Origin of the sequence: Caldifermentibacillus hisashii (assembly GCF_039654145.1) — a bacterium.
GTDB lineage: Bacteria > Bacillota > Bacilli > Bacillales > Caldibacillaceae > Caldifermentibacillus > Caldifermentibacillus hisashii.
The window spans coordinates 154441-177500 of the sequence record NZ_CP155467.1 but is presented as its reverse complement, the minus strand read 5'-3'; the positions used below and the strand labels follow the sequence as shown (position 1 = coordinate 177500).

Here is a 23060-nt window from a genome sequence, read left to right as displayed (position 1 = left end):
TTACGAAGAGGGGGTTTCCCCATTCGGAAATCTCCGGATCAAAGCTTACTTACAGCTCCCCGAAGCATATCGGTGTTAGTCCCGTCCTTCATCGGCTCCTAGTGCCAAGGCATCCACCGTGCGCCCTTTCTAACTTAACCGTTAAAAAGATATAAATTTCAGTAATGAGCGATCATTACATCCATTTTAATGTTTACTCGGTTTATTTGTCTAGCTTCGGCTTCTAGCGACTAGCAAACTTCACCCGCCTCCACTACGATAAGTCAACATCGACTCGTTACCTCGTCGTGTTTCCTTTATCTCATTGCGGCGTGTTCCAGTTTGTACGTCGCTGAGCATAAGGAACGCTTCGTCAGCATTACCTCGCAAAGTAAAATCTGTGATTTTACTTGAGTCGCCTCAGCTTTTCTTTTCGCCTTACATTGTTATCTAGTTTTCAAAGAACAAATAATGATTGAGAGTATTGAACCCTCAAAACTGACAAGACAAAGACGTTTGTCACACTTGAACGTGTGTTCCATAAGTTGTCTAGCTTCGGCTCCTCAAAAATGCTATCGCATTTTCTTCGTGCGATGCGGATGCTATCGCAGCTTCCCTGTCCTAGCGACTAGCGAGACTTCCTTCATCCTCCGTACGATAAGTCAACATCAATTCGGCTACCGCCTCACGGTGTTTCCTTTATCTCCTGCGGATTCAGTCCAGTCCGTACGTCGCTGGGCAGTCGCCTCAGCCTTTCGTTTTCCTTAGAAAGGAGGTGATCCAGCCGCACCTTCCGATACGGCTACCTTGTTACGACTTCACCCCAATCATCTGTCCCACCTTCGGCGGCTGGCTCCTTGCGGTTACCTCACCGACTTCGGGTGTTACAAACTCTCGTGGTGTGACGGGCGGTGTGTACAAGGCCCGGGAACGTATTCACCGCGGCATGCTGATCCGCGATTACTAGCGATTCCGGCTTCATGCAGGCGAGTTGCAGCCTGCAATCCGAACTGAGAATGGTTTTCTGGGATTCGCTCCACCTCGCGGCTTCGCTGCCCTTTGTACCATCCATTGTAGCACGTGTGTAGCCCAGGTCATAAGGGGCATGATGATTTGACGTCATCCCCACCTTCCTCCGACTTGTCGCCGGCAGTCGCTCTAGAGTGCCCAACTGAATGCTGGCAACTAGAACCAAGGGTTGCGCTCGTTGCGGGACTTAACCCAACATCTCACGACACGAGCTGACGACAACCATGCACCACCTGTCATCCTGTCCCCGAAGGGAAGACCCTGTCTCCAGGGCGGTCAGGAGATGTCAAGACCTGGTAAGGTTCTTCGCGTTGCTTCGAATTAAACCACATGCTCCACCGCTTGTGCGGGCCCCCGTCAATTCCTTTGAGTTTCAGTCTTGCGACCGTACTCCCCAGGCGGAGTGCTTAATGCGTTAGCTGCAGCACTGAAGGGCGGAAACCCTCCAACACTTAGCACTCATCGTTTACGGCGTGGACTACCAGGGTATCTAATCCTGTTTGCTCCCCACGCTTTCGCGCCTCAGCGTCAGTTACAGACCAGAAAGCCGCCTTCGCCACTGGTGTTCCTCCACATCTCTACGCATTTCACCGCTACACGTGGAATTCCGCTTTCCTCTTCTGCACTCAAGTCCCCCAGTTTCCAATGACCGCTTGCGGTTGAGCCGCAAGATTTCACATCAGACTTAAAGGACCGCCTGCGCGCGCTTTACGCCCAATAAATCCGGACAACGCTTGCCACCTACGTATTACCGCGGCTGCTGGCACGTAGTTAGCCGTGGCTTTCTCGTCAGGTACCGTCAAGGTACCGGCATTTCCTCCGATACTTGTTCTTCCCTAACAACAGAGCTTTACGATCCGAAGACCTTCTTCGCTCACGCGGCGTTGCTCCGTCAGACTTTCGTCCATTGCGGAAGATTCCCTACTGCTGCCTCCCGTAGGAGTCTGGGCCGTGTCTCAGTCCCAGTGTGGCCGATCACCCTCTCAGGTCGGCTACGCATCGTCGCCTTGGTGAGCCGTTACCTCACCAACTAGCTAATGCGCCGCGGGCCCATCTGTAAGTGATGGCAAAAGCCATCTTTCCTTATCTCTCCAGGCGGAAAGATAATCTATCCGGTATTAGCACCGGTTTCCCGGAGTTATCCCGGTCTTACAGGCAGGTTACCCACGTGTTACTCACCCGTCCGCCGCTAACCAACAAAAAGCAAGCTTCTTATTGGTTCGCTCGACTTGCATGTATTAGGCACGCCGCCAGCGTTCGTCCTGAGCCAGGATCAAACTCTCCAAAAAAGAGTTGATTGCTCAAAATTAAAACTGACTTAAATGGTTTATTAAAACGCTTTGTCTTGTTCAGTTTTCAAGGTTCAATTTTTAGCGACAATAATTATTTTATCATCTATCAATAACTTTGTCAACAGTTTTTATTTTCACCCGAATAATTATTTAATTCATATGCCGTATTTTATCGGGCGACTTTTATAATATACCACCTAATACTAACTATGTCAACAATTTTTTGCTAAAGCTTTTACGATCTATAATACAGGTCATCTATTTGAAGGATCCATAAAAACCTGACATATAAATAAACGAAATTAAATCATTTTCATTTCAACAGTATAACCCTATCAACAGTCCATAAATCGCTTCATTATAATGACAGGTATACAATCCTTATACAATCAAAAATGTACATTTAATTATTGAAATCACATGAAATTGTTTAACTTCAATTATATACTTACAATGTACCAATTTTTCCAGATTAAAATTAGGGGTTGTTTGAACGATAGAGGCTTTTTGTATCAAAGCTCAGGCCATAAACTTCGGTATAAATGGCAAGAATTTGCAAGAAAATGCTAATTATCCCTACACCTGAATTTTTAATTTCTTTATGAGAATCACGTTCACTTATATTCAAGCTTTTCACCCATAAATTGCCATAAATGAAATCAACATATTCCGTTTAGCATCCCCTGATTAGCAATAAAAGGTTTTACAAAAATTTTTATACTGAACAAGCTATTATTTGCATTTAAAATCATATCTTGTATTTTAAACATAGTTCATTTGAAAACGGGGCTTAGGTGTTGACCGAAGTATTCTTCATAAAAAGTAATGTATTGCATTTTTGATAAAAGTTGCTTCATTTTTGATACTTACCTGTTTTATTTAGCCAGTTTTCGATAAATATTTCGTTGTCTTATCCACATTTTTGCTTATGAATATCATTTATATTTTCGCTTTTTCACATGTCGATTATCTCTATCCTAAAGGGTACAAACAAGTCTACAAATATTCTCAGCTTGTTTTTCTAGAGCCACGTTTAACAATAACTTAAGGGACTAGTCCACATATATGGTCATTTTTTATACGTCGATGTGTCTCCACATATTTCGATTTTTCCCCGAATACAGACTAAGATGTGACAACTTTCTAGTTTTGAATATCATATTGAATTTTTTTACTTACCTTGCCTGATTCTGATTTTGTATTATATGTTGCTTTTCGAATATATGGTATACATTCATTCGGTGGGGCAATTCTTTTAAATAATGAAAATAAAATATGATACCTTTCCTCCATTCCTCTCTTTACAACATGGTTAATCCGTTCATCGGAAAAATCAAATAATATTTCGTCCATCTCCCTTTTTAACATATACATAAGTTCCTCTACTTCCTTATGATTTACTAGCAGTCCAATCATAATCCACCTCATCAGTTAATATTATTCTGTACTTGTTATTATTTGCCCTTTTCATGATTTTATGATATTCCCATATTACTTTTTATAAAGAATAAGGAATTTATCCTTCCCTGACATAATTCTTTTTGTCCAAGCATACTTTTGAGTAGACAAGTTAGGAGGGTGCCTTATGAATTATTTTTTTGTCCTGAATGGGAAAAAATTAAAGCAGTTGACCATCATCATTCTTACATCTTTTGTCTCTGCCTGGTTTCTCTATATTCAAAACTTCTCCTTTGGTGTGTTTTCTACTTCGGATGGTCCAAAGGCAATATATAAAGGAAAAAACGGTGTGGCATTGACCTTCAATATTAGTTGGGGAAATACAAAGGCGGAACCAATTATTGACCTTTTGGTGGAGAATAATGTAAAATCGGCAACTTTTTTCTTGTCCGGATCTTGGGCAGAACAACACCCGAATATAGTGGAAAAAATCGTCAAAGCAGGTTATGATATTGGTTTATTAGGCTATGATTATTTGGAATATGATGATATTGAAGACGTTAAAATTCGACAAGATCTTTTAAAAGCAGAAGAAGCAATGAAAAAATTGAATGTAAAACATAAAAAATTGGTACGTGCACCATCCGGTCATTTTGACAGCCGTTTTGTTAAAATTGCTGATCAACTTGGGTACTCTGTTGTCCATTGGAGTATTGATTCAAAGGATTGGAAAAACCCGGGTGTAACGAAAATTGTCGAGAATGTATCTCAAGCCAAAAAGGGAGACATCATTTTATTCCATGCATCAGATTCTGCAAAACAGACTGCCGTTGCTTTACCGGAAATCATTAATTTGCTAAAAAATAAACATTTATCATTAACAACTGTATCGGATATGTTAATTGAAGGGAATGCAAATACTAAGGAAATTGAATGATGAACTAGGTACTTGTTACTGCTTAATTTCCAATTATATAAGTTCTTATAATTCACACAATCGCTCATGTTAAAAACAAAAAAATTTGAATGGAATAAACATCCGTTATTTCGAAAACGTTCCTATTTTACACCAAAAGAATTGAAGTCATGGAATAAGCACCTGTTGTGATATCCGAAAATGCCGGCGTTTTAAACAAAAAATTAGTAAGAGCTGCTCGGATAGATATATATCATTTCCTGCAGCTCCTTATACATGTTTGCGACTTTAGGCTATTTAACCCTAACAAGTAAATTCCGTTACCCCCAAGGCCAGATTCACCCATAATTCAATTAACCACGTCCACCGCAGCCTTCCATGCTATTTATGCACGGTCATTTGTTGTTCTTTTCTTATTACCGGTCTTTCTACTTTTGAACGCTCAATATACTTGGGCAGCATTAACAGTTGATAGGCATTACAAATTAATAAAGGATAAAGCATTAAATAGAGCCAATCATGATTGTTTACCCTTAGGACAGGTACCCATTCGATAATAGTAACACAAACCATGAAAAATAACCCGGGAACAAAAGCGTGCTTATCCGACTGTTTCGCCTTTAAGTAAGCGATAACAATTCCGATTAGTAATAAGAATAATGCTACCAATAAATAAGGCCAGATACTTTCATTTTCACCGGCAAACTCTTTATAACGAAAGTAAATAAAATCAAATAATACAAAGGCAATCACAACGAGCTGGACCGGATTCCACAGCGATCGAAAAAAACCTAATCCAAACCGGTGAATAGTTAAGTAGGCAAAATACCCCATCTGACTGATTACACTAAAAATGAAGCCAACTCCCAAAAGCCAGATTGCTATTGAAATAATTTCCAATATGTCAAAATCAAGGAAAAGCGGTTTATATTTTTCCCACTGGACCGCAAAACCGGTAAAAATGGTAATAACTCCACCTAATAGTAACGTATGTATAAAAAATCGAACCCAATTTCTTGAATTCATAAACTTGCCCCCTTGTTCAACTAAATGCCCCGTTAATTTTTAATTTTTCTAAAACAATTTGTAACCTTATTTTATCAACCAAATCATGAAAAATCTACCCTTTCTCCTTAAGTATATTTTATTAGGAAAATCAACATTCTAATGAATAGAAAAAGGATGAAAGGAGCTACAAATATGTATAAGAAGCAAATTATTCCGCTCCTATTTGTTTGTTTTTTCATATTGGCCGGATGCTCAACGCAAGCTCAGGGTGCAGAAGAATTGGATTATGACCAAACCAAAAAGATGGTTGTTGATATTTTAAAAACCGATGATGGGAAAAAAGCGTTAAAAGACGTATTAGCAGAAGAACCATTTAAATCACAACTTGTCATGGATAACACTGCTGTGAATGATGCGATAAAAACTACATTATTATCGGATGATGGAAAAGAATTTTGGAAATCTGCCTTTAAAGATCCGGAATTTTCCAAGGCATTTGCTGATAGCATGGCAGAAGAAAATCAAGCGGTATTAAAAAGTTTGATAAACGATCCGGAATATCGGTCTAAATTAATTGAAGTTTTACATGATCCGGAATTAGAAAAAGAACTGGCGGATCTCTTAAAAAGTAATGAATACCGAAAACATTTGAAAAGCGTCATATCCGAGACATTCGAAAGTCCTGAATACCAGGCAAAAATCCAGGAAATTTTACAGAAGGCCGCAAAAGAAGGAAAAAAATAAAGGATCTACTGAATTTTTAATCCGCGGGTCATTTCCCCGCGAATTATTTATTGAACCAATCGGACACATGTGGGCACTCATCTTTCTGTGTGCATTTTTGATTTACCATGGATTAGTTGAACACATCGGACCTGTCTTATTAAGCAAAAAACTTGGCGGGTTTCCAGACCGCCGTTATAATCATGTAAAAGGCTGAACATCTAAATTGTTCAGCCTTTTTAGCTATTTATTATTCTCAAGTAAATCGATAATTTTTTCTGCAATTTTAAAATAAATTTTCCCAATCGGATGCTTTATTTGATAAACGGATGGCGCAAATTCCTCGTCACTCCAGTCAGGTTGACCAAGAGGAATCTTTCCAAGTAAAGGTACCTTTAATTCTTCTGCTAATTTTTCGCCTCCACCGTGACCGAAAATATATTCTTTTTCTCCGGTTTTCTGACTTTCAAAGTAGGACATGTTCTCAATGACACCAATGACATCATGGTTCGTTGTAATAGCCATCGCACCCGCTCTTGCTGCAACAAAGGCTGCTGTCGGGTGCGGGGTCGTTACAATGATTTCTTTACAAGTCGGTAACATTTGGTGAACATCAAGGGCTACGTCACCCGTTCCCGGAGGTAAATCAAGCAGTAAATAATCGAAATCCTCCCCCCACTCAACCTCTTTGAAGAAACTCGTCAACATTTTTCCAAGCATCGGACCGCGCCAAATAACCGGTGCATTATCTTCAACGAAAAAGGCCATGGAAATGACTTTAACACCAAATCGATCGACCGGAATGATTTTATCCCCGCGAACTACCGGTCGGTCAATGATTCCCATCATATCCGGAACACTGAAACCGTAAATATCTGCATCAATCAACCCGACTTTTTTGCCTAGTCTGGCCAGTGAGACCGCCAAGTTGACCGAAACGGTTGATTTTCCGACGCCGCCTTTTCCACTGGCAATAGCAATGACCGTCGTATTTTTGCTCGGGGCTAAACCGATATTTTCCCCTGCTTCCGGATATAATTTTTCAATGACCTCATCCGGCAATTGAGTAAAGCGCAAACCAACTGTTGCAAACCCGGCATCTTTAAGTGCTTTAACCACATTTGATTGCAGTTGAATTTGCTCCCCGGTTCCGGTTTTTGCAATCGCCAACTTGACACTGACATGTTGCTTTTCTTCTTTTATCTTAATTTCAACAATGCCATTTGTTTCTTTTAATGTCTTATGTAAAAATGGATCTTCCATCTTTTCCAATAGTTCTCTGACTTGATTTTCTGAAAGCATCTCTTCGCCACCCTTTTTAACAAGTTGTCCCTTCTATTATAAGCTAAATCACACAAATAGAGAAACCCTTTGCAATTGACAAAGGGCTATTGTTACGTAAAGTTATAAATTTCCAGCAAGGATACTTGAATTTGCTTGTTGCAGGTAATTTTAAGTTTTAAGTAACAGCGCTCAAAGAAAGCATCAAAGGAATAGATAACAGCCGAAAAAAATTTTCGTTTTCGATGAACAAGGAAAGCTTCGCGGGAAAACAACGCAGCCGAAAAAATTTTATACTTTTTCGGTGATTAGAGAGGCTTCGGTAGCATTACCTCGTAAGCGAAAATGTTTTTTCGCTTACGACGGCTCTCTTCTCGCCAAAGGCTCCCCTGTTTTCATTATTTAATCGTCCTCTTTTTCTTTTTCCATTTTTACTTTATGTTCTCTTTCCTCAGTAAAATAACGAATAATTCCTTCATAAATCGATGCTGCTACTTTTTCTTGATATTCTTCCGATAATAATTTTTCCCGTTCTGCCGGATTTGACAGGAAACCTACTTCAACTAGGACACCCGGTTTTTTTGCTTTTTTCATTAAATAAACATGACTGATGGATTTCGCCTCTCGTTTTGTATCTAAATTTTCCCGTAGCCTTTCTTGAATCATTTCAGCAGCAATTTTATTTTCAATATATTTTTCATGATAAAAGGTTTGGGCACCGTACCACCTTGATGACGGAATCGAGTTCAGGTGAATGCTTATATAATAGTCCGCTTTTGATTCATTAATTAATTCTACACGGCGATGCAAGTCTTCGGTTTTTCTCCTGCTCAATCCCTTTGTATCTTCATCAGCAAGGTCAATATCCTTTTCCCGGGTCATTAGCACGAGTGCACCTTGTTGTTGCAAATAATCCCGCAGCATCTTTGAAATCGATAATGCAATATCTTTTTCGACTGCTTCTCCATTTTCCGCTCCCCCATCTACACCACCATGTCCGGGGTCAATATAAATAATTTTGCCTGTCAAAGGGAGATTCCAAGCATCCCATGCATTTCGCTCCAAAAACCGTTCTTGTATAAGATAAATGAAAAAACCAATGGCTACCGATAATATACTGATGAATACCCATTTTTTCTTCATAATATTCCCCCTTGCCTGTCCTTACATATATATGGACAAGAGCAAGGGATTAGAACATCAATTTGCAAGTTGGAACCTAATGAAGCCGCATTTTATACTTCATTTTCCCTTTCACAAATCCTTCCATAAACCAATGATCAACAAAAGCATCACATTGACTTTCTAATCTTTCCTCATTTTGTTCATCAAGCTTTGCTCCCCAATAAGCGATAAAATCCTGCAACGCTTTCGAGAAATTCCTTCTTTCTTCAAGAGAAGAGGCTTTTACTTCTTCAATCGGCTTTCCGTAATATCCTAAGCGGCTGTAACTGCTTCCCAGCAAATATACTTCAAGTGCCACATCATAACACCCCTCTTCAATCACTTGATCAAAGAGCAGTCCACTGTTTGTAAGCAATCCGGCAAAATAATTTTGTACACTCTTTTTTAATATAGCAAGCGATAATTCCCGCAAAACGCTACGTTCAAACTTAATCTGTCTTTCTCTGCGTCTTGTCAAAAACGACGTATCTATATTCGTTTCGATGTCCAAGTATCATTCCCCCTTTGTTATATTGTTTACACGATGAATCGGGGAATCACCATAGAACTTATGGTACGGATGGGGGAAATTACCAATCTTTTATACCAAAAGGGTTGCAGTTGACTAAAACCGCATGTAATGGGAAATGCTACTTTGGCTAAATGCGTCGTGCCTCACCAAGTTTCCTTACCATTCATTTTCGGTCGATCAATGGCCTCTCCGTGCAAAATCAACAAAGCGAAACTTATCCAGTCGATGTCGTGACTCCGTGTATTGAAATAAGTTGGCATTATCTAAGTACACATAGTTTTTTACAACAACAATATGTTTGTCATCCTTTAAATCCAAAAACATTCGGTCTTCCGCTGTTGTTTCGTCTACAAAAAATTCCTTTTTAGCAAAACTGATTTTTAATCCTAAATCTTGCTCTAAATATTCATAAATCGATCCTTCGCAAATTTCCTTTGTTAAAATAGGAACATATTTTTTGTTAAAAAAGTCCTTATCCAATATAATCTTTTCACCATCCATGACACGCGTACGAATGACCTTCCATACCGGGTCTTTTTCCGTTACATTGAGCTGTTTTTGCAATTGACTATCCGGTGAAATGAGCACAAATTCATTTACGATTGTACCTCAAGGTTTACCCATTTTTTGCGCCAATTCTTTAAAACTGACCAGCCCGGAAATCGGAAAATCATACTTACTGACATCCAGTACATACGACCCTTTTCCCCTAATTTTTTGAATGTAGCCGTTTTGGGAAAGCATTGTTAGGGCTTTGCGAACCGTTTCCCGGGAAGTCGCATATTCTTTTACGAGTTCATTTTCAGACGGTAACTTTGTATTCGGCTTTAGCTGTCCGCTTTGAATTTTTTCAACTAACTCTTCATATATCGATAAATATTTGTTTTCATACATGTTTATCACCGCTATTCTTGTAAAGAAAACTCAGCTACTGCCGAGCCTTCAGGCGACGGCAGAGCTGTAGTTGCGCTTATACTTAATTCGTAAAATTTCCCACTACGTCGAATTCACTTCTTTGCTGGAAATTTATACATTTTTAACGTATAAAAAAAGCTAACGCACCATGAACGTTAGCCTCTTGCCTATATTTATTTTACCGAAAGCTGAATGGAATCGTCAAAACAAACTCGTACATGCAGGTAATTTGTTATTCTTGGATAAATAAACTCGTGTGCCTATGGTTATGATTCCATATAATTCCAATTAATAATACCTTATTGTTTTCGGCAAATCGAAACTTCTTTTTCTATTGATTATGTCATCATTGAGCTTTGCGAACTTTACCAAAAAACAAGGTTAGGGCAAAAGGTACGATAATGACAATCGCCATGCCGATAAAGAATGAACCCCAACTTCCCGGTAAAATTGATAAGAATGCCGGTAATCCTCCGACACCTACCGATGGAGCTTGGACATCCTGTAATGTAATAATTGCACCGGCCAGAGCTGAACCAATAATTGCGGAGATAAATGCAAAACGATAGCGTAAGTTTACACCAAACATAGCCGGTTCAGTGATACCTAAGTAAGCAGATACAGCAGTTGTTGCGGATAAGCTTTTAAGTTTTTCTTCTTTTAAAACAAAGAACATGGCAAGAGCTGCTGAACCTTGGGCAATATTTGACAATGCCACCATCGGCCATAAGAAAGTCGTTCCGGTACTCCCAATTAGTTGTAAATCCACTGCTAAGAACGTATGGTGCATCCCTGTAATGACAAGGGGTGCATAAAGACCACCGTATATTAATCCGCCCAAAATCGGTGCGGCTTTAAAGATTGCTACAACAGCTGATGTAATTCCTTTTGCAATGGCAAATGTAACCGGGCCAATGACGATAAAGGAAATGAATCCGGTGACTAAGAGCGCAATGGGAGCAACTAATAACAGCTGAAAGGCATCCGGTATCCGTTTTTTTAATGAAAGTTCAAGTTTCGCCAACACCCATGAAGCGACAAGGACCGGTAAAACTTGACCTTGATAACCAACCTTTTGTATCTCTAAACCGAACAAGTTAAAATAAGTAATTATTAGGAGCGGTTTTGTTGAATATGATAAAATTAGATGGAAATTATTAGATGAAAGGAGGTGTAATAGTGAAGCGAATTACCATTCGTATTATTTCATTGTTATCGCTAATGATGTTATTGACTAGTTGTAGTCAAAGTGCTAAATCGAAAACAGATTTGTTTCAATATAAGAATTCGTATGTGGGTGACAACAGTGCAGTTGGAAATATTGTAAATGAATTGACATACAACAATGAGTTAAATCAAATTTCACTTGAAACCAAGAAAGAACCATATGGAATTATTTTGGAGTACAAAGATATTGATACGAACAGTATAGATAAAGAAATGAAGGAAACTGTTATAACTAACTCTACATTTCTTTTTGCTTTAATCAAAAATGTAGATTGGATTACTTTCAAATTTCCAGACAAAGAATTCTCCGTAACAAGGGAGAAAATACAAGAATGGTACAACAATAAGTTGGATGGATTTGAAAATGAACAAGACTTAAAGAAACTGATACAGGAACACCTAAAGTCTGAGGAAACAGTAAGTGAGTTTTTTAACCAATAGAAAATAAGTAGCTGTCCAGAAAGGCATATTTTTGACTTCTGGATCCCCCTTTTCATGTTTCAAAACCTTGGTATATCAACATTCTTAATCATCACATTTTTTACGGATTTTCATTTTCTGCACAACCCCTTATTTTTAGGTTATATCAACAGCTAACTTTAACAGAGCCTTTTCTTTAGAATGGTCCCTTATTTCATATAAATTAAATCCCTCATGTCAAAAACATTGATAAATCAACAAAAAATAAGGTGCGGAAATCGTTGCAATATCGTACCTTATTTTTATTGCGATTTCAATTTTTGTGATTCAAAAGGGAACGCCTTAGTAAATTTTTAAGGCAGCCTTTATAGTCTTTCTACCGTATTTTCTCCTGCCTAGATAATTCTTTTGTCCTCCACTCCAAAGGCCCCCGTTTAGACTAGATTTTGGGGTGTGATCTAGTTAAGGTTGGTATTTTTTTATAAAAAAGACTAAAATAAAAAACTTGTAAAAAATGCAGATTAGATTTATTATAATCAAGTAGATAATATTAATAACTTTATTAGAGTAAACTTGTTATTCCTGTTGCACATTGAATTGCAACTTTTATTTTTTACTTCAATGTTGCCCTAACACAACTTAATTTGATTAAATCATACTATTGAGAGGTGGGAAAAATGAGTGTACATGCACAACAAAAAAAGCAACAACCATGGATTCAAAAAAGTTCACATATTAGTTTAGAGGAAGTAAATAATTCAGTACGTGTTCCAGAACATGCAGGATTTTGGAAGAAATTTTTTGCATTTGCCGGACCGGGGTCACTCGTTGCTGTTGGGTATGTTGATCCAGGTAACTGGGCAACGTCGATTGCAGGTGGTGCTCGATTTGGCTATACATTATTATTCGTTATTTTAATTGCTAACTTAGCAGCAATGTTACTACAGTCTCTTGCAGCTAAACTCGGAATTGTAACCGGAAGAGATTTAGCACAAGCTACACGGGAAGCTACCAGTGCAAAAACGGCAATTATTCTTTGGTTATTAACTGAACTTGCCATTATTGCAACAGACTTGGCAGAAGTTATTGGTTCCGCAATCGCTCTTAATTTATTGTTTAAAATTCCTTTATTAATCGGGATTGTGATTACGACGCTAGATGTTATTTTGTTATTATTACTACAGAAAAAAGGATTTCGAATAATCGAGTCCATTGTCATCGTACTAATGATTATGATTTTAGGCGTCTTTGCTTTTGAGGTGGTCGTTTCTCATCCAAATGTTTCTGCACTTTTCAGCGGTTATTTACCAAAAGCAGAAATTGTTACGAATCCTGATATGTTATTTATTTCACTCGGAATTCTCGGTGCTACCGTAATGCCCCATAACTTATATTTACATTCATCTATTGTACAAACAAGGCAATATAAACGTACAACAGAAGGTAAAAGGGAAGCACTTAAATTTTCCGTCTTAGACTCAACCTTTTCGCTTACAATTGCATTTTTTATTAACTCAGCTATTTTAATTCTTGGTACAGCTGCATTTTATGGTACAGGACTAAATGTTTCTGAAATCGAAGCCGCATATGAATTGCTTAGTCCTACATTAGGTATCGGTATTGCGAGCACATTATTTGCTGTAGCACTATTAGCATCTGGACAAAACTCGACAATTACCGGAACATTAACTGGGCAAATTGTAATGGAAGGATTCATCCATTTACGAATTTCCCCTTGGTTAAGAAGATTAATAACTCGATTTATTGCAGTCATTCCTGCTTTTATTGTTACGTGGATTGCAGGAGAGAAAGGAACCGGAGACTTACTACTATGGAGTCAAGTTATTTTAAGCTTACAACTTCCATTTGCCATTGTTCCATTAGTACTATTTACAAGTAACAAAGAAAAAATGGGCGAATTTGTAAACAGTAAATGGGTCACCATACTAGCATGGATTGTAACAGTGATTATTATTGTGTTAAATATTTTCCTAGTTGGGTATATTTTTGTTACGGGACATGATTTAGGCTAAAATGCTAAAACTGCACCTTCATTGTCCTTTTCATTAACAAGAGGTGCAGTTTTTATCCCGCCTAAAAGAAAGGTTGCCTTTGATTCATTATAGCATTACTTCCCATTTAACATCTATTTCGCTTTAATTATAACTGGTGCAGGCTCTAAGTAATTTTGCAGTGTAGCAATTCGATTCAATTTTCCTTGTACGACATGTATAATAAGGATTGAATTTAGTTAAACCGTGATCAGAAGTGGTCAGAAAAATTCTCGTGGTCAAAATGTGGTCACAGGCTCTTTTTAGGCATAAAAAAGACCCTTTCCACCATAGTGAAAAGAGCCTTGAAACGCAAGATTAACGTTTTGAGAACTGAGGTGCACGACGAGCGCCTTTAAGACCGTATTTTTTACGTTCTTTCATGCGGGCGTCACGTGTTAAGAAGCCGGCACGTTTTAGAACAGCGCGATATTCTGGATCCGCTTGAAGCAATGCACGAGCAATCCCGTGACGAATGGCTCCTGCTTGACCGGTATAACCGCCGCCATTTACATTTACTAATACATCATAACGACCAACTGTTTCCGTTGCAACAAGCGGTTGTTTAACAACTTCACGCAATGCTGCAAAAGGAATATATTCTTCAATATCACGATCATTAATAACGATACGACCATCACCAGGAACTAATCGAACACGTGCAACAGAACTTTTGCGACGACCTGTTCCGTAATATTGTACTTTTGCCAAAATGATTTCCCTCCTCTAGATTAACCGCGCAACTCGTAGTTTTCAGGTTTTTGTGCTTGATGTGGATGTTCCGGGCCACGATATACATGTAATTTTTTAAACATTTGACGTCCTAAAGAATTTTTCGGAAGCATGCCTTTCACAGCCAATTCAAGCATTCTTTCTGGATAGTTCGTACGCATTTCATCAGCGGTCCGAACTTTCAACCCACCTGGATGCTGACTATGACGATAATATTTTTTGTCAGCTAATTTGTTTCCTGTTAATTCAATTTTCTCTGCATTAATAATAATAACATGATCACCAGTATCTACATGCGGTGTATAAGTTGGTTTATGTTTACCGCGTAAAATCGATGCTACTTCACTTGCCAAACGTCCAAGTGTTTGACCGGCAGCATCAACAACGTACCATTTGCGTTCAATTTCTTGTGGCTTAGCCATATAAGTCGTACGCATTGATTACCCTCCTAATATCCATCAATTGTTTATATTCAACATAATAAGTTTCCGGGGCTTATCATGGAAAAAACAATGTACCATATGATATAATAACGGTTCTGAAACGTGCTGTCAAGGTAATATACTTAATTTCGTTACTAAAAGTATGTGGCAATAAATGGGGCTCCCAATTTCGGCAGTCAAATTTAATAGTAAACTTTATATAAGTACAAACCATGCCCAGGCACGGTTTTTCCTGCTTGCATTCTGTCCTTTGCTTCTATAATTCGCGGAATTTCTTCCGGCTCTCGTTTCCCTGTGCCAACCTCCAGCAATGTACCAACAATAATTCTTACCATATTGTACAAAAATCCGGTCCCTTTTATTTTTACAATCAGTTGGTCCCCATCTTGAATAAGGGTTAAGCTTTCAACCGTACGAGTCCGGTCTTTTACTTCTGTTTTCGCTGAACAAAAGCTGGTAAAATCATAGGTTCCGACTAAATATTTTGCAGCTTTTTCCATTTTCTGGAAATGAAGGGGATATGGGAAATGGTAATAATAATTTCTCATAAAAGGGTCCCGATCTTTTTTTAATGAAATATAATAATGATATTCTTTCCCTTTAACGGAAAAACGAGCGTGAAAATCAGACGGTACTTCCTCGGATGTTACAACAACAATATCAGAAGGAAGTAATGAATTCAGTGCAATTTTCCAGCGGTCTTCAGGTATTTCAAGAGGACTGTCGAAATGGATGACTTGCCCCTTTGCATGTACATGGGCATCGGTTCTTCCAGAAGCAAAAATCGGAATCATTTCCCCTTTATGCATTTTCATCAGCACTTTTTCAATCTCACCTTGAATCGTTCGTTTTTCCGGTTGTCTTTGATATCCCTCAAAATGAGTTCCATCATAGGCGATGACACATTTCAATCTTTTCATTCTAATAATCTCCGAGTCTCCATCAGTTTTACACGAGCTAATTTTTAATAAGAAAAGCGCACAGCCCTGCTTTTGTACCGCTAAAGAAGAACTCTAGCGAAGTAAAAGTAATAGAATTGTCAAAATGAATAAAGTTAGTATGGCGATATTGTCAATCATCCCCCATTTTAGCAGACGATATTTCGTCCTTCCTTCGCCACCGCGATAGCCTCTCGCTTCCATTGCTGTAGCTAACTCTTCCGCCCGTTTGAATGCATTAATGAAGAGCGGAATTAATAGAGGTACGACCGCTTTTGCCCGTTGTTTAATGGTACCTTCTGAAAAATCAACCCCACGGGCCATTTGTGCTTTCATTATTTTATCTGTTTCATCCATTAATGTTGGAATAAAACGAAGAGCAATGGAAATCATCAGTGATAATTCATGAACAGGAAAACCTACTTTCTTCAAAGGTTTCAGCAAACTTTCAATCCCGTCTGTTATTTCAATCGGTGTTGTCGTCAAAGTTAATAAAGAAGTTACGAGTAATAAAAAGAAGAAGCGGAGGGAAATAAAAATCCCCTGACGCAGACCTCCTTGATAAATTTCGATAAAACCAAATTTATATAAGAGATCCCCTTCCTTCGTGAAAAATATATGCAAAAAGAACGTGAATAAAATAATCCAAAACAAAAATTTTAAACCGTTAAATAAAAATTTAATCGGGATATTTGATAGCCATATTGCCGCTAAGGTAAAAATCGCCAATAATCCATATGTCAACGTATTATCAGCCAGAAAAACAACAGCAATGAATATGATTATTGTTAATAACTTCGCACGGGGATCCATTTTATGTAATGGTGAATCAACTGGTATATACCGGCCGAAAATCATTTTCTCCATCATTTCTCGTTCACCCGCTTTATATAAGCAAATATATTTTCAACCAGCTCATCGATAGATAAGCTCGGTTCGGCAATTTCCTTTCCAATTTTATCCTCCAGTTTCAATTGAAAACGAACCGATTCCGGTACATCTAAACCTAAATCAATTAATTCAGCCGGTGATGAGAATATTTCCTTTGGTGTCCCCTTTTTATAGACCGTCCCTTTATGCATAATAATAATTGAATCAGCATATTTCGAGGCTTCCTCCATACTATGGGTGACAAGAACAATCGAAATCCCTTTTTCCTGATAAAGTTGGTAAAACATTTCCATAATTTCCGTTCGTCCCCGGGGATCAAGCCCCGCAGTTGGTTCATCCAAAACAAGAATATCCGGATTCATCGCAAGGACACCGGCAATGGCCACCCTCCGCATTTGACCACCGGAAAGGTCAAAGGGGGACTTGTTTAGGAGTTCTTCCGACAAACCCACTAATTTTAGCGCCGTTTTTGCCTGTTGTCTTGCCTCTTCCTCGGTTGCCCCAAAATTCATAGGTCCAAAACAAATATCCTTTTCAACTGTTTCTTCAAAAAGCTGGTGTTCAGGAAATTGGAACACAATACCGACTTTTTGCCTGATTCCCTTTAAGCCTTTTCCCTTTTTTTCAGAAGTTACCGTCAAATCACCAATCCGGATTTCTCCTCCTGTCGGTTGCAATAATCCATTCAAATGTTGTAATAAGGTTGATTTCCCCGAACCGGTATGACCGATGACTGCTGTGTAACTATGGGAAGGAATCGTAACATTGATATGAAAGAGCGCCCGTTTTTCAAATGGTGTTCCTTTTTGATAAACATACTCTAAATCTTTTGTAACAATTTGCATAAATAGTCCACCAACTTGTCTTCATGTAGAATTTCATCCGGTATATGGTATCCATTTTCCTTAAACTTTTTTATCAGTTTTTGAGTAAAAGGAATATCCAGCCCCAGTTCAACTAATTTTTCATCCATTAAGAAAATATCCGCAGGTGTTCCTTCTGCATAAACAGTTCCGCGATTCATGACAATTAGCCTGTCCGCTTTCACTGCTTCCTCTAAATCATGGGTAATCGAAATAATTGTTAAATTGTTAAGGTTTTTCAATTCTCTTACGGTTCCCAGTACTTCACTTCTTCCCCTCGGATCAAGCATTGAAGTCGCCTCATCAAGGATAATAATAGCCGGTCTTAATGCTAAAACACTGGCAATTGCAACTCTTTGCTTTTGCCCCCCGGAAAGATGGTGTGGCTCTTGATTAAGAAATTGGTCCATCTTTACTTTCGCAAGTGAGTCATGGACACGTTTCACCATTTCCTCTCGCGGAATCCCGTGATTTTCTAAACCAAAAGCAACATCATCTTGAACTGTAGTACCAACAAACTGATTATCCGGATTTTGAAAAACCATCCCAACCAAATCACGAACATCCCAAACCGTTTCTTCAGAGATTTCTTTTCCATTCACATAAATCGATCCGGAATCGGGAAATATAAGACCATTCATCAATTTCGCAATGGTCGATTTTCCTGATCCGTTATGACCGACAATCGCCAGCCATTCACCTTCATACACCGAAAAATTGACACCGTTTAATGCATAAGAGGCATTTTCATCATATTTAAACGTAACATCTTGGAACCGTACAATTTCTTTAGCCATGGATTTCATTTCACCTCGGAATACAAAAGCCAGTCTAACTGACTTAGCTAAAAACATTATAATGGAAAATGTTCAATTTAACCAACTAATTTTTCAGTACAGTAAATTCATTCTATTATAAAGAGTTAAAGGTAAATTTACAAAAGTTTCCTTATGCGCTTACGTCCTCTAAAAATTTCCAACCTTGTCGAAGCCCTGTTGAATATTTATACTTCATGTATAAAAAAAAGCCTGCACCCTTTCCATGCGCAGTCATATTGCTCAAACGAACCATTATTCTTTTAAGTTTTTTACAGCGTAAGATTATAAAATGTATCCGTAATTAGAAAGGGTACCAGAGCTAGACAAAGGACTTTTCCCTTTATCGTAACACTCGCTTTTTTTCAGTATCATCCGTTAAACTCAATTTTTCAAAACAGGATCTTGATGAACCGCATCCAAAAATAAATTTACTAAAAAATATATGCTTAACATACAATATTTTAAGCCAAAATAAATACGATTCAAGAAATTTCCCGTCAATCCTTTTTGAGTACAAATTATTTATGGAAAAAGGGCAGAATTCAGTACAATCCCTTACTGCCCTCTTTGCATATGTTGTTAACATGAGGAAAATCTCCATAAAACAACATCATTCAATTAGTCAACGAATTCAATAATGGCCATCGGTGCACTATCACCACGGCGAGGTCCCACTTTAAGAATTCTTGTATATCCACCTTGTCGATCCTCATAACGAAGTGCAATATCTGAGAATAATTTTTGTAACGCATCTTTATTTGATTCATCATCTGCAACTTCTTTACGAACGAAGGCAGCTGCTTGACGACGTGCATGAAGATCTCCGCGTTTACCTAAAGTAACTAATTTTTCAATAACGGAACGTAATTCTTTCGCACGAGTTTCAGTCGTTTGAATGCGTTCATTAATAATAAGATCAGTTGCTAAGTCACGTAACAAAGCTTTACGCTGATCGCTTGTACGTCCTAATTTTCTGTAGCCCATGTTGTTTCCCTCCTTTTTGAAGTAAATTCCTTCAAATTACCGGTTTTCATTAATCGTCCTTACGTAAGGACAAACCGAGTTCTTCTAATTTTGCCTTTACTTCTTCTAAAGATTTTCGTCCAAGGTTACGAACTTTCATCATATCTTCTTCTGTTTTATTCGCTAATTCCTGAACAGTGTTAATTCCTGCACGTTTTAGACAGTTATAAGAACGAACCGAAAGATCAAGTTCTTCAATGGTCATTTCAAGCACTTTCTCTTTTTGGTCTTCCTCTTTTTCTACCATAATTTCAGCATGCTGTGCCTCATCTGTTAAGTCAACAAAAATATTCAGATGCTCCATCATAATTTTTGCAGCCAAGGAGATAGCCTCTTTTGGACCAATACTCCCATCTGTCCAAACTTCTAACGTTAATTTATCATAATCCGCTGATTGACCAATACGCGTATTCTCAACAAAATAAGAAACTTTTGAAACAGGAGTATAAATCGAATCAATTGGAATCACACCAATTGGTTGATCTTCTCGTTTATTATCATCGGCAACCGTATAGCCGCGCCCATTTTTGGCTGTTAAACGCATCCGTAGTTTCCCGTTTGCTGCTAATTCGGCAATGTATAAATCAGGATTTAAAATTTCAACATCACTATCATGATTAATATCAGCTGCTGTTACAACTCCCGCACCACTCATGTCGATTTCAAGCGTTTTTTCTTCATCGGAATAAATTTTTAACGCTAATTTTTTTAAATTCAAGATGATTGTAGTTACATCCTCCACGACGCCTTCAATAGTTGAAAACTCATGTAGCACTCCATCTATTTGAATAGATGTGACAGCGGCACCAGGAAGTGAGGATAGCAGGATACGACGTAAGGAGTTACCCAAAGTTGTACCATATCCACGCTCAAGCGGCTCGACTACAAACTTTCCGTACTTGGCGTCATCGCTGATCTCAACTGTTTCAATTATCGGTTTTTCAATTTCGATCATTCAAATTTACCCTCCTTCAAAACGTCGAAACCCCGGCAAGAATAATATATTCTAACCGAAATTCCCCCTGTAAAGTATTCCCGTTTGTGCACAACATTTTGGTTTTCTAAAAATTTGTTTACTGTATCATAACCCATTATAGACGGGCGATACGATTTCTATACACAAAAATTATACACGACGACGTTTTGGCGGACGGCAACCGTTATGAGGTACCGGAGTCACATCCTTAATAGCTGTAACTTCGAGACCTGCAGCCTGCAGTGCACGGATTGCTGCTTCACGTCCTGCCCCTGGACCTTTAACATTTACTTCTAAAGATCTCATTCCGTGTTCCATTGATGCTTTTGCTGCTGCCTCAGCTGCCATTTGTGCAGCAAATGGAGTGGATTTACGAGAGCCTTTGAAACCAAGGGCACCGGCACTTGACCAAGAAACTGCATTCCCATGAATATCCGTAATTGTAACGATTGTATTATTAAATGTAGAACGAATATGTGCTACACCTGATTCTATATTCTTTTTCACACGACGTTTACGTGTATTTGTTTTACGAGCCATTTTACAAAACCTCCTTTACCTATTATTTTTTCTTATTAGCGACTGTCTTACGTGGACCTTTACGTGTACGAGCATTGTTCTTCGTATTTTGTCCACGTACAGGCAATCCGCGACGATGACGTAATCCACGGTATGAACCGATTTCCATTAAACGTTTGATGTTTAAGGATACTTCACGGCGAAGGTCACCTTCAACTTTTAATCTGTCTACCAGGTCACGAATTTTATTAATTTCCTCTTCTGTGAGGTCACGAACTCTAGTGTCTTCAGAAACACCGGCTTCTGCTAAGATTTTTTGAGCAGTTGATTTACCAATACCGTAGATATATGTTAAAGAAATGACGATGCGTTTATCTCTTGGAATATCTACACCTGCAATACGTGCCATACTTGAGCACCTCCTTTAATTATCCTTGTTTTTGTTTATGTTTAGGATTTTCACAAATTACCATAACTTTTCCTTTTCTGCGAATAACTTTACATTTTTCGCAAATAGGTTTTACAGATGGTCTCACTTTCATTTGCTTTTTACCTCCTTAACTTTTCGGAGTACCTTATTTAAAACGATAAGTAATTCTTCCTCTCGTTAAATCATAAGGTGATAATTCAACAGTAACTTTATCACCCGGCAAAATCCGAATGAAGTGCATACGAATCTTACCGGAAACATGAGCAAGTACCGTATGCCCATTTTCCAACTCAACTTTGAACATTGCATTCGGCAAAGTTTCAATGACAGTACCTTCGACTTCAATCACGTCGTCTTTGGCCATTAATGTGTTCCCTCCTCGCGAGCCAAGTAAAATGACCGGAATGTATGCAAGGCATATCGCAGTTTTCCGTCAGTTACCCGACCTGTTTGTAAAATACTGTTTTTTACTTCAGGGGAAACATAATTGTATAAATGTAAATGATTTATATTTTTCTTCTTGGGACGATCAAACTTTCGCTTATCCCCATCCGCAATTAATACAAGTTTATTGTCGATTTGACCTACAATGACAGAGAAAACACCAGCGTTTCTCCCTCTGGTTTCACAGACAATTCGACCAATATGTGCAGGATACCTATTCTCCATAGAAACCACCTGCTTAAGGGAAACAGAATACTATACACAAATAAACATTATACAATGATTCTCCTAATAAATCACGAAAAAATTTTTGCCAACGGAGAAAAAAGTTAACAAAAATATTCTATCAACATTATGGCTAAAAGTATTTTATTTTAAACCGGCAAGCAGCTTATCAATCTCTTCAAAAACTTTATTAATTTCTTGGACACCATTAATGGTTTTTAGCACATCTTTAGAGGCATAAAAATCAAGTAACGGCTTCATTTGTTTTACATTGACATCCAAGCGGTTTTGTACGGTTTCTGCATGATCATCCGGACGTTGGTAAAGCTCGCCACCACATTTGTCGCATGTATTTGCCACTTGCGGCGGGTTAAATACAAGGTGATAGGTTGCCCCGCATGATTTACAGATACGGCGACCTGTCAAACGTTCCATCAATATATTTTTATCAACGTTAATGTGAATGCAATAATCGATTTTTTTATTTAAATCATTCAATATTTGATCAAGGCTTTCTGCTTGTTGGACAGTTCTCGGAAATCCGTCGAGTAAAAAACCGGCTTGGCAATCCGATTTTGATAAGCGTTCTCTTACAATGCCAACCGTAACTTCATCTGGAACCAATTCACCTTTATCCATATAGGATTTTGCCTTTAAGCCTAGTTCTGTTCCATCTTTTATTGCTTGACGAAACATATCACCTGTTGAAATATGAGGGATTTGATATTTTTGAACAATTTTTTCTGCTTGAGTCCCCTTACCGGCACCAGGCAAACCCATTAAAATTAAATTCACTTGAATTCCCCCTAAAGTTTAGGATTAT

At 38.3% G+C, this 23060-nt stretch carries 23 protein-coding genes, 2 rRNA genes and 2 pseudogenes (1 of these 27 running past the window's edge); 4 read left to right on the top strand and 23 right to left on the bottom strand.

The features are described from left to right. The 3 genes from NSQ14_RS00915 to NSQ14_RS00905 form a co-directional block, all read right to left on the bottom strand. A 23S ribosomal RNA gene (locus tag NSQ14_RS00915) occupies positions 1-140 on the bottom strand (it extends 2797 nt beyond the left edge of the window). Between the two features lie 607 nt (positions 141-747). Further along, a 16S ribosomal RNA gene (locus NSQ14_RS00910) occupies positions 748-2297 on the bottom strand. The 16S and 23S rRNA genes sit together here, the layout of an rRNA operon. Positions 2298-3443: 1146 nt before the next feature. Continuing rightward, on the bottom strand, positions 3444-3716 hold the full coding sequence (locus NSQ14_RS00905; protein ID WP_051988942.1) for a hypothetical protein: 273 nt from the start codon (positions 3714-3716) through the stop codon (positions 3444-3446). Between the two features lie 169 nt (positions 3717-3885). On the opposite strand from NSQ14_RS00905, the gene pdaB reads away from it, so the two are divergent. Further along, on the top strand, positions 3886-4635 hold the full coding sequence (pdaB, locus tag NSQ14_RS00900; RefSeq protein WP_041902364.1) for a polysaccharide deacetylase family sporulation protein PdaB: 750 nt from the start codon (positions 3886-3888) through the stop codon (positions 4633-4635). Positions 4636-4995: 360 nt separating this feature from the next. Here pdaB and NSQ14_RS00895 read toward each other — a convergent pair whose 3' ends face one another. Beyond that, positions 4996-5640: a KinB-signaling pathway activation protein gene (locus NSQ14_RS00895; protein WP_034767123.1), complete on the bottom strand. Its 645-nt coding sequence runs from the start codon at positions 5638-5640 to the stop codon at positions 4996-4998. 174 nt (positions 5641-5814) lie between these two features. Here NSQ14_RS00895 and gerD point away from each other — a divergent pair, with 174 nt between their 5' ends. Continuing rightward, the gene (gene gerD, locus NSQ14_RS00890; protein WP_346216758.1) at positions 5815-6366 is read left to right on the top strand and encodes a spore germination lipoprotein GerD; all 552 of its coding nucleotides are present in this window, start codon (positions 5815-5817) and stop codon (positions 6364-6366) included. 222 nt (positions 6367-6588) lie between these two features. Here gerD and NSQ14_RS00885 read toward each other — a convergent pair whose 3' ends face one another. The 5 genes and pseudogenes from NSQ14_RS00885 to NSQ14_RS00865 form a co-directional block, all read right to left on the bottom strand. After that, positions 6589-7647, bottom strand: a complete 1059-nt coding sequence (locus NSQ14_RS00885) for an Mrp/NBP35 family ATP-binding protein (RefSeq protein ID WP_034767121.1) — start codon at positions 7645-7647, stop codon at positions 6589-6591. 381 nt (positions 7648-8028) lie between these two features. Then, complete coding sequence (gene cwlD, locus NSQ14_RS00880; RefSeq protein ID WP_346216757.1) at positions 8029-8769, bottom strand: N-acetylmuramoyl-L-alanine amidase CwlD; 741 nt, start codon at positions 8767-8769, stop codon at positions 8029-8031. A gap of 76 nt (positions 8770-8845) precedes the next feature. Continuing rightward, positions 8846-9301 carry a DUF2521 family protein gene (locus NSQ14_RS00875; protein WP_051988941.1) on the bottom strand — a complete coding sequence of 152 codons (456 nt, stop codon included), beginning with the start codon at positions 9299-9301 and terminating at the stop codon, positions 8846-8848. A gap of 198 nt (positions 9302-9499) precedes the next feature. Beyond that, positions 9500-10216: pseudogene (gene treR / locus NSQ14_RS00870) on the bottom strand (trehalose operon repressor). Between the two features lie 367 nt (positions 10217-10583). After that, positions 10584-11348 (bottom strand): annotated as a pseudogene (locus NSQ14_RS00865) (PTS transporter subunit EIIC); the annotation flags it as partial. A 68-nt stretch (positions 11349-11416) separates the two neighbouring features. Between NSQ14_RS00865 and NSQ14_RS00860 the strand changes: the two are divergent. Both NSQ14_RS00860 and NSQ14_RS00855 read left to right on the top strand, forming a co-directional pair. Next, the gene (locus NSQ14_RS00860; RefSeq protein WP_346216756.1) at positions 11417-11905 is read left to right on the top strand and encodes a DUF4825 domain-containing protein; all 489 of its coding nucleotides are present in this window, start codon (positions 11417-11419) and stop codon (positions 11903-11905) included. Positions 11906-12561: 656 nt separating this feature from the next. After that, positions 12562-13917, top strand: a complete 1356-nt coding sequence (locus NSQ14_RS00855) for an Nramp family divalent metal transporter (protein ID WP_328187729.1) — start codon at positions 12562-12564, stop codon at positions 13915-13917. Between the two features lie 336 nt (positions 13918-14253). Here the strand turns inward: NSQ14_RS00855 and rpsI are convergent, their stop codons facing one another. The 14 genes from rpsI to NSQ14_RS00785 form a co-directional block, all read right to left on the bottom strand. Then, positions 14254-14646, bottom strand: a complete 393-nt coding sequence (rpsI, locus tag NSQ14_RS00850) for a 30S ribosomal protein S9 (RefSeq protein WP_034767092.1) — start codon at positions 14644-14646, stop codon at positions 14254-14256. Between the two features lie 20 nt (positions 14647-14666). Beyond that, positions 14667-15104, bottom strand: coding sequence for a 50S ribosomal protein L13 (gene rplM, locus NSQ14_RS00845; protein ID WP_034767091.1), 438 nt, complete (start codon positions 15102-15104; stop codon positions 14667-14669). Between the two features lie 188 nt (positions 15105-15292). Continuing rightward, positions 15293-16030, bottom strand: a complete 738-nt coding sequence (gene truA, locus NSQ14_RS00840; protein ID WP_346216755.1) for a tRNA pseudouridine(38-40) synthase TruA — start codon at positions 16028-16030, stop codon at positions 15293-15295. 93 nt (positions 16031-16123) lie between these two features. Further along, complete coding sequence (locus NSQ14_RS00835; protein ID WP_034767086.1) at positions 16124-16918, bottom strand: energy-coupling factor transporter transmembrane component T family protein; 795 nt, start codon at positions 16916-16918, stop codon at positions 16124-16126. Continuing rightward, the gene (locus NSQ14_RS00830; RefSeq protein ID WP_034767084.1) at positions 16915-17784 is read right to left on the bottom strand and encodes an energy-coupling factor ABC transporter ATP-binding protein; all 870 of its coding nucleotides are present in this window, start codon (positions 17782-17784) and stop codon (positions 16915-16917) included. Before NSQ14_RS00830 ends, NSQ14_RS00835 begins: the two co-directional genes overlap by 4 nt. Next, a complete protein-coding gene (locus tag NSQ14_RS00825; protein ID WP_034767082.1) occupies positions 17760-18599 on the bottom strand; it encodes an energy-coupling factor ABC transporter ATP-binding protein in 840 nt (279 codons plus the stop codon). Before NSQ14_RS00825 ends, NSQ14_RS00830 begins: the two co-directional genes overlap by 25 nt. A 639-nt stretch (positions 18600-19238) precedes the next feature. Then, positions 19239-19604: a 50S ribosomal protein L17 gene (gene rplQ, locus NSQ14_RS00820; protein ID WP_346216754.1), complete on the bottom strand. Its 366-nt coding sequence runs from the start codon at positions 19602-19604 to the stop codon at positions 19239-19241. A 49-nt stretch (positions 19605-19653) separates the two neighbouring features. Further along, a complete protein-coding gene (locus NSQ14_RS00815) occupies positions 19654-20598 on the bottom strand; it encodes a DNA-directed RNA polymerase subunit alpha (protein ID WP_034767075.1) in 945 nt (314 codons plus the stop codon). 171 nt (positions 20599-20769) lie between these two features. Further along, positions 20770-21159, bottom strand: a complete 390-nt coding sequence (gene rpsK / locus NSQ14_RS00810; RefSeq protein ID WP_034767073.1) for a 30S ribosomal protein S11 — start codon at positions 21157-21159, stop codon at positions 20770-20772. Positions 21160-21181: 22 nt separating this feature from the next. Further along, entirely contained in the window at positions 21182-21547 is a 366-nt protein-coding gene (gene rpsM / locus NSQ14_RS00805; RefSeq protein ID WP_034767071.1) for a 30S ribosomal protein S13, read from the bottom strand. Positions 21548-21566: 19 nt separating this feature from the next. After that, positions 21567-21680 carry a 50S ribosomal protein L36 gene (gene rpmJ / locus NSQ14_RS00800; protein WP_003156543.1) on the bottom strand — a complete coding sequence of 38 codons (114 nt, stop codon included), beginning with the start codon at positions 21678-21680 and terminating at the stop codon, positions 21567-21569. 33 nt (positions 21681-21713) lie between these two features. Next, a complete protein-coding gene (gene infA, locus NSQ14_RS00795) occupies positions 21714-21932 on the bottom strand; it encodes a translation initiation factor IF-1 (protein ID WP_010191517.1) in 219 nt (72 codons plus the stop codon). Next, entirely contained in the window at positions 21932-22237 is a 306-nt protein-coding gene (locus tag NSQ14_RS00790; protein ID WP_034767065.1) for a KOW domain-containing RNA-binding protein, read from the bottom strand. Before NSQ14_RS00790 ends, infA begins: the two co-directional genes overlap by 1 nt. 144 nt (positions 22238-22381) lie before the next feature. Continuing rightward, positions 22382-23032 (bottom strand): adenylate kinase, encoded by a 651-nt coding sequence (locus NSQ14_RS00785; protein WP_034767063.1) that lies wholly within the window; start codon positions 23030-23032, stop codon positions 22382-22384. Between the last annotated feature and the right edge of the window lie 28 nt (positions 23033-23060).

Coding starts and splice junctions, on each gene's coding strand:
- NSQ14_RS00790 (WP_034767065.1), bottom strand. CDS start 22,237: ATGGAGAATAGGTATCCTGCACATATTGGTCGAATTGTCTGTGAAACC.
- NSQ14_RS00835 (WP_034767086.1), bottom strand. CDS start 16,918: ATGATGGAGAAAATGATTTTCGGCCGGTATATACCAGTTGATTCACCA.
- NSQ14_RS00885 (WP_034767121.1), bottom strand. CDS start 7,647: ATGCTTTCAGAAAATCAAGTCAGAGAACTATTGGAAAAGATGGAAGAT.
- pdaB (WP_041902364.1), top strand. CDS start 3,886: ATGAATTATTTTTTTGTCCTGAATGGGAAAAAATTAAAGCAGTTGACC.
- rplQ (WP_346216754.1), bottom strand. CDS start 19,604: ATGGGCTACAGAAAATTAGGACGTACAAGCGATCAGCGTAAAGCTTTG.
- gerD (WP_346216758.1), top strand. CDS start 5,815: ATGTATAAGAAGCAAATTATTCCGCTCCTATTTGTTTGTTTTTTCATA.
- rpsM (WP_034767071.1), bottom strand. CDS start 21,547: ATGGCACGTATTGCAGGTGTAGATATTCCAAGAGATAAACGCATCGTC.
- NSQ14_RS00825 (WP_034767082.1), bottom strand. CDS start 18,599: ATGGCTAAAGAAATTGTACGGTTCCAAGATGTTACGTTTAAATATGAT.
- rplM (WP_034767091.1), bottom strand. CDS start 15,104: ATGCGTACGACTTATATGGCTAAGCCACAAGAAATTGAACGCAAATGG.
- NSQ14_RS00905 (WP_051988942.1), bottom strand. CDS start 3,716: ATGATTGGACTGCTAGTAAATCATAAGGAAGTAGAGGAACTTATGTAT.
- cwlD (WP_346216757.1), bottom strand. CDS start 8,769: ATGAAGAAAAAATGGGTATTCATCAGTATATTATCGGTAGCCATTGGT.
- NSQ14_RS00815 (WP_034767075.1), bottom strand. CDS start 20,598: ATGATCGAAATTGAAAAACCGATAATTGAAACAGTTGAGATCAGCGAT.
- rpmJ (WP_003156543.1), bottom strand. CDS start 21,680: ATGAAAGTGAGACCATCTGTAAAACCTATTTGCGAAAAATGTAAAGTT.
- truA (WP_346216755.1), bottom strand. CDS start 16,030: ATGAAAAGATTGAAATGTGTCATCGCCTATGATGGAACTCATTTTGAG.
- NSQ14_RS00830 (WP_034767084.1), bottom strand. CDS start 17,784: ATGCAAATTGTTACAAAAGATTTAGAGTATGTTTATCAAAAAGGAACA.
- NSQ14_RS00855 (WP_328187729.1), top strand. CDS start 12,562: ATGAGTGTACATGCACAACAAAAAAAGCAACAACCATGGATTCAAAAA.
- NSQ14_RS00895 (WP_034767123.1), bottom strand. CDS start 5,640: ATGAATTCAAGAAATTGGGTTCGATTTTTTATACATACGTTACTATTA.
- infA (WP_010191517.1), bottom strand. CDS start 21,932: ATGGCCAAAGACGACGTGATTGAAGTCGAAGGTACTGTCATTGAAACT.
- rpsK (WP_034767073.1), bottom strand. CDS start 21,159: ATGGCTCGTAAAACAAATACACGTAAACGTCGTGTGAAAAAGAATATA.